The organism is Escherichia sp. WS547, from assembly GCF_046486065.1.
Classification (GTDB): domain Bacteria; phylum Pseudomonadota; class Gammaproteobacteria; order Enterobacterales; family Enterobacteriaceae; genus Escherichia; species Escherichia coli.
Genome location: NZ_JBJQMA010000051.1, coordinates 1 through 4447, shown reverse-complemented (window position 1 = coordinate 4447; position 4447 = coordinate 1). Strand labels below are relative to the sequence as shown.

Annotated in this window: 4 protein-coding genes, 4 tRNA genes and 1 rRNA gene; 1 reads left to right on the top strand and 8 read right to left on the bottom strand. The window is 47.9% G+C overall.

Annotation, left to right across the window (positions count from 1 at the left end; translation table 11 throughout):
* The 5 genes from ACJHWK_RS23795 to ACJHWK_RS23775 form a co-directional block, all read right to left on the bottom strand.
* The coding region (locus ACJHWK_RS23795; protein WP_000031694.1) for a GTP-binding protein at positions 1 to 321 on the bottom strand (321 nt) is incomplete at its 3' end.
* A 114-nt stretch (positions 322 to 435) separates the two neighbouring features.
* Positions 436 to 511, bottom strand: a tRNA-Thr gene (locus ACJHWK_RS23790).
* 6 nt (positions 512 to 517) lie between these two features.
* Positions 518 to 592: transfer RNA gene (locus tag ACJHWK_RS23785), tRNA-Gly, on the bottom strand.
* A 116-nt stretch (positions 593 to 708) separates the two neighbouring features.
* A tRNA-Tyr gene (locus tag ACJHWK_RS23780) sits at positions 709 to 793 on the bottom strand.
* 8 nt (positions 794 to 801) lie between these two features.
* Positions 802 to 877: transfer RNA gene (locus ACJHWK_RS23775), tRNA-Thr, on the bottom strand.
* Positions 878 to 1238: 361 nt separating this feature from the next.
* Here ACJHWK_RS23775 and coaA point away from each other — a divergent pair.
* Positions 1239 to 2189 (top strand): type I pantothenate kinase, encoded by a 951-nt coding sequence (coaA, locus tag ACJHWK_RS23770; protein ID WP_000023085.1) that lies wholly within the window; start codon positions 1239 to 1241, stop codon positions 2187 to 2189.
* Between the two features lie 31 nt (positions 2190 to 2220).
* Here the strand turns inward: coaA and birA are convergent, their stop codons facing one another.
* The 3 genes from birA to rrf form a co-directional block, all read right to left on the bottom strand.
* On the bottom strand, positions 2221 to 3183 hold the full coding sequence (gene birA / locus ACJHWK_RS23765) for a bifunctional biotin--[acetyl-CoA-carboxylase] ligase/biotin operon repressor BirA (RefSeq protein ID WP_000654638.1): 963 nt from the start codon (positions 3181 to 3183) through the stop codon (positions 2221 to 2223).
* A complete protein-coding gene (gene murB, locus ACJHWK_RS23760) occupies positions 3180 to 4208 on the bottom strand; it encodes a UDP-N-acetylmuramate dehydrogenase (RefSeq protein ID WP_001016683.1) in 1029 nt (342 codons plus the stop codon). Before murB ends, birA begins: the two co-directional genes overlap by 4 nt.
* Before the next feature lie 136 nt (positions 4209 to 4344).
* Positions 4345 to 4447, bottom strand: a 5S ribosomal RNA gene (gene rrf / locus ACJHWK_RS23755); the annotation flags it as partial.

Here is a 4447-nt window from a genome sequence, read left to right as displayed (position 1 = left end):
AGCAACTACCAGGATCGCGCCGTCCATCTGAGCAGCACCGGTGATCATGTTTTTAACATAGTCGGCGTGCCCCGGGCAGTCTACGTGTGCGTAGTGACGGGTCGGGGTGTCGTATTCAACGTGAGAAGTGTTGATGGTGATACCACGAGCTTTTTCTTCCGGCGCGTTATCGATCTGGTCGAATGCGCGAGCAGCACCGCCGTAGGTTTTAGCCAGTACGGTAGTGATTGCAGCGGTCAGCGTTGTTTTACCATGGTCAACGTGGCCGATAGTACCGACGTTAACGTGCGGTTTTGTACGTTCAAACTTTTCTTTAGACATCGATTGTCCCTCTAAGACACGGATAAATCGGTGATATCACCACATCAACCAGGCAACATGCCCGACTTGTTGAATGCAATAAACAGAAGGAAAAAACAGGGAGGAGAAAAGAAGTGGTGCTGATAGGCAGATTCGAACTGCCGACCTCACCCTTACCAAGGGTGCGCTCTACCAACTGAGCTATATCAGCACATCTTGGAGCGGGCAGCGGGAATCGAACCCGCATCATCAGCTTGGAAGGCTGAGGTAATAGCCATTATACGATGCCCGCATCCTGGAACTCGGCTACCTGATTTTCATTCTGCACTGAATATCGAGAGAAGCTCTCTTTATTCGAGCCGGTAAGCGAACTTATCGTCTCGGGCTACGCCATCGCGTGGCCGAAATTGGTGGTGGGGGAAGGATTCGAACCTTCGAAGTCTGTGACGGCAGATTTACAGTCTGCTCCCTTTGGCCGCTCGGGAACCCCACCGGACTTGATGGTGCCGACTACCGGAATCGAACTGGTGACCTACTGATTACAAGTCAGTTGCTCTACCTACTGAGCTAAGTCGGCATCAAGTAGCGCGCATTCTATGGAGACATGCGAGTTCATGCAACTAAAAAATTGCATAATTTGTTTTATTGGTCACATTTTATGCGACACGATGAAGAAACAGCCGAATGGAGGGCAGATTAGCACACTTTTTCAACATCATTGTGCTCAACAATGCGCTCCTGCTAAACCATAATTCTTTTTATCAGATGGAATATCTGTCACAGTGCTTTTCAACGATAGCTTCCTGGGAGAGATTTTTTCTTATTATTCCTCCCCATCTGGTGTTACCCTCCTGCCCATTAACCCATTCAACAGAACTGTGACGCGCCATGGCAAATATCGCTTTGCCGATAGAGCTATGACCGCCAGAAACATGCTTATGAGTATAAAAGAGCAAACGTTAATGACGCCTTACCTACAGTTTGACCGCAACCAGTGGGCAGCTCTGCGTGATTCCGTACCTATGACGTTATCGGAAGATGAGATCGCCCGTCTCAAAGGTATTAATGAAGATCTCTCGTTAGAAGAAGTTGCCGAGATCTATTTACCTCTGTCACGTTTGCTGAACTTCTATATAAGCTCGAATCTGCGCCGTCAGGCAGTTCTGGAACAGTTTCTTGGTACCAACGGGCAACGCATTCCTTACATTATCAGTATTGCTGGTAGTGTCGCGGTGGGGAAAAGTACAACCGCCCGTGTATTGCAGGCGCTATTAAGCCGTTGGCCGGAACATCGTCGTGTTGAACTGATCACGACTGATGGCTTCCTTCACCCTAATCAGGTACTGAAAGAACGTGGTCTGATGAAGAAGAAAGGCTTCCCGGAATCGTATGATATGCATCGCCTGGTGAAGTTTGTTTCCGATCTCAAATCCGGCGTGCCAAACGTTACAGCACCTGTTTACTCGCATCTTATTTATGATGTGATCCCGGATGGAGATAAAACGGTTGTTCAGCCTGATATTTTAATTCTTGAAGGGTTAAATGTCTTACAGAGCGGGATGGATTATCCACACGATCCACATCATGTATTTGTTTCTGATTTTGTCGATTTTTCGATATATGTTGATGCACCGGAAGACTTACTTCAGACGTGGTATATCAACCGTTTCCTGAAATTCCGCGAAGGGGCTTTTACAGACCCGGATTCCTATTTTCATAACTACGCGAAATTAACTAAAGAAGAAGCGATTAATACTGCCATGACGTTGTGGAAAGAGATCAACTGGCTGAACTTAAAGCAAAATATTCTACCTACTCGCGAGCGCGCCAGTTTAATCCTGACGAAAAGTGCTAATCATGCGGTAGAAGAGGTCAGGCTACGCAAATAATTTTCAGGGGAGCTAATGCTCCCCTATCTTATTATTCCGCACTACGCAGGGATATTTCACCGCCCATCCAGGGTTTTATTATTCCATCCTGCTCAAGTAATAAAGCGCCCTGTTTGTCTATTCCGCGCGAAATGCCAAATATTTCTTTATCACCAATGATAAGTTTCACTGGGCGATTAATAAAATTATCCAGCTTTTCCCAGCGCGAAAGATAAGGTGCCAATCCTTCTTGCTCGAAGAGTTCCAGCGCCGTGCGTAATTCACGTATGAGCATGGCCGCCAACGTATTACGATCGAGATTGATCCCGGCTTCCTGCAGCGTGATCCACCCTTGATTAACGACACTCTCTTCAACACGACGCATTGCCATGTTGATCCCGGCACCAATGACTATTTGCGCCGCATCGCCGGTTTTGCCAGTTAGCTCCACAAGAATGCCTGCCAGCTTGCGATCCTGCAGATAGAGGTCATTAGGCCATTTAACACGAACTTTATCAGCACCCAGCTTGCGTAATACTTCCGCCATCACGATACCGATAACCAGACTTAAACCAATCGCCGCCGCCGGGCCTTGTTCCAGACGCCAGAACATCGACAAATATAAGTTTGCGCCAAAAGGCGAAAACCATTTCCGACCCCGGCGACCACGGCCAGCCTGCTGGTATTCTGCAACACAGGCATCGCCCGATTTAAGCTCTCCGATACGATCAAGAAGGTACTGATTCGTGGAGTCAATAACGGGCAGCACAGTTACACTACCGCCATCCAGCTGACCCAATATCTGTTCAGCATTAAGTAACTGGATAGGCTCAGGCAGGCTGTATCCTTTACCCGGAACGGTAAAGACATCAACGCCCCAGTCACGCAGTGTCTGCATGTGTTTATTAATAGCCGCCCGGCTCATTCCCAGCGTTTCACCCAACTGCTCGCCAGAGTGAAATTCACCGTTCGCTAATAGGGCGATCAATTTCAGTGGCACGGTGTTATCCTTCATGAAATCGTCTCCACTGCGCCCACTTCACCTGATGCACCAATAAAGCGGACTTCAGGCTCAAGCCAGACATTAAATTTTTCACCCACTTTTTGTCTTACATGGTGTGCCAGTTGCACCACATCTTCGCTTTTTGCATTGTCTTCATTAATGAGAACTAACGCCTGTTGACGGTGCACCGCAGCCCCACCCATTTGCATCCCTTTTAGCTGGCACTGATCGATAAGCCAACCTGCTGCCAGTTTTACTGAACCATCCGCCTGGGGGTAATTTGGTGCTGTTGGAAATTGTGACAGTAATGCTTTAGCCGTTTCAGCAGATACAACAGGGTTTTTGAAGAAACTACCGGCATTGCCATTCACTTTTGGGTCAGGGAGTTTGGTGGTGCGCATATGACACACCGCATTAAATACTTGCTGTGGCGTTACTGTTATAGGATCCAGACGAGTTAAGTCACCATACGTTAGTACAGGTTGCCACTCTTTTGGCAGACGCAGACCTACGGCTACAATGGCGAAGCGGTCCTGGTATTCATGTTTAAAAATACTGTCGCGATAGCCAAAACGGCACTCTTTGGCAGTTAAGCGCACTTGCTTGCCTGTCGCCAATTCAACACAGTCAACATAAGCGCAAACTCGCTGTAATTCTACGCCATAAGCACCAATATTCTGGATAGGTGATGAGCCGACACAACCAGGAATTAATGCCAGATTTTCCAGACCAGGCATACCTTCCTGCAAAGTGTATTTTACCAGGCGATGCCAGTTTTCTCCGGCTCCTACATGTAAATACCACGCATCAGGTTCATCATGAATTTCGATACCTTTGATCCGGTTGATGATCACCGTACCGCGATAGTCTTCCAGAAAAAGTACATTACTTCCTTCACCCAGAATAAGAACGGATTGTCCTTTTGCGGTTGCATGCTGCCAGGCATTGAGTAGTTGTTGTTCGTCTTCGGCACATACAATGTGCTGAGCATTATGATCAATGCCAAATGTGTTCCAGGGTTTTAAGGAGTGGTTCATAGCTGCTTTCCTGATGCAAAAACGAGGCTAGTTTACCGTATCTGTGGGGGGATGGCTTGTAGTTATGACGACAGGGAGTGTTTGTAGAAACGCAAAAAGGCCCAGTCTTCCGACTGGGCCTTCTGCTTAATTTGATGCCTGGCAGTTCCCTACTCTCGCATGGGGAGACCCCACACTACCATCGGCGCTACGGCGTTTCACTTCTGAGTTCGGCATGGGGTCAGGTGGGACCACCGCGC

Coding starts and splice junctions, on each gene's coding strand:
- coaA (WP_000023085.1), top strand. CDS start 1,239: ATGAGTATAAAAGAGCAAACGTTAATGACGCCTTACCTACAGTTTGAC.
- birA (WP_000654638.1), bottom strand. CDS start 3,183: ATGAAGGATAACACCGTGCCACTGAAATTGATCGCCCTATTAGCGAAC.
- murB (WP_001016683.1), bottom strand. CDS start 4,208: ATGAACCACTCCTTAAAACCCTGGAACACATTTGGCATTGATCATAAT.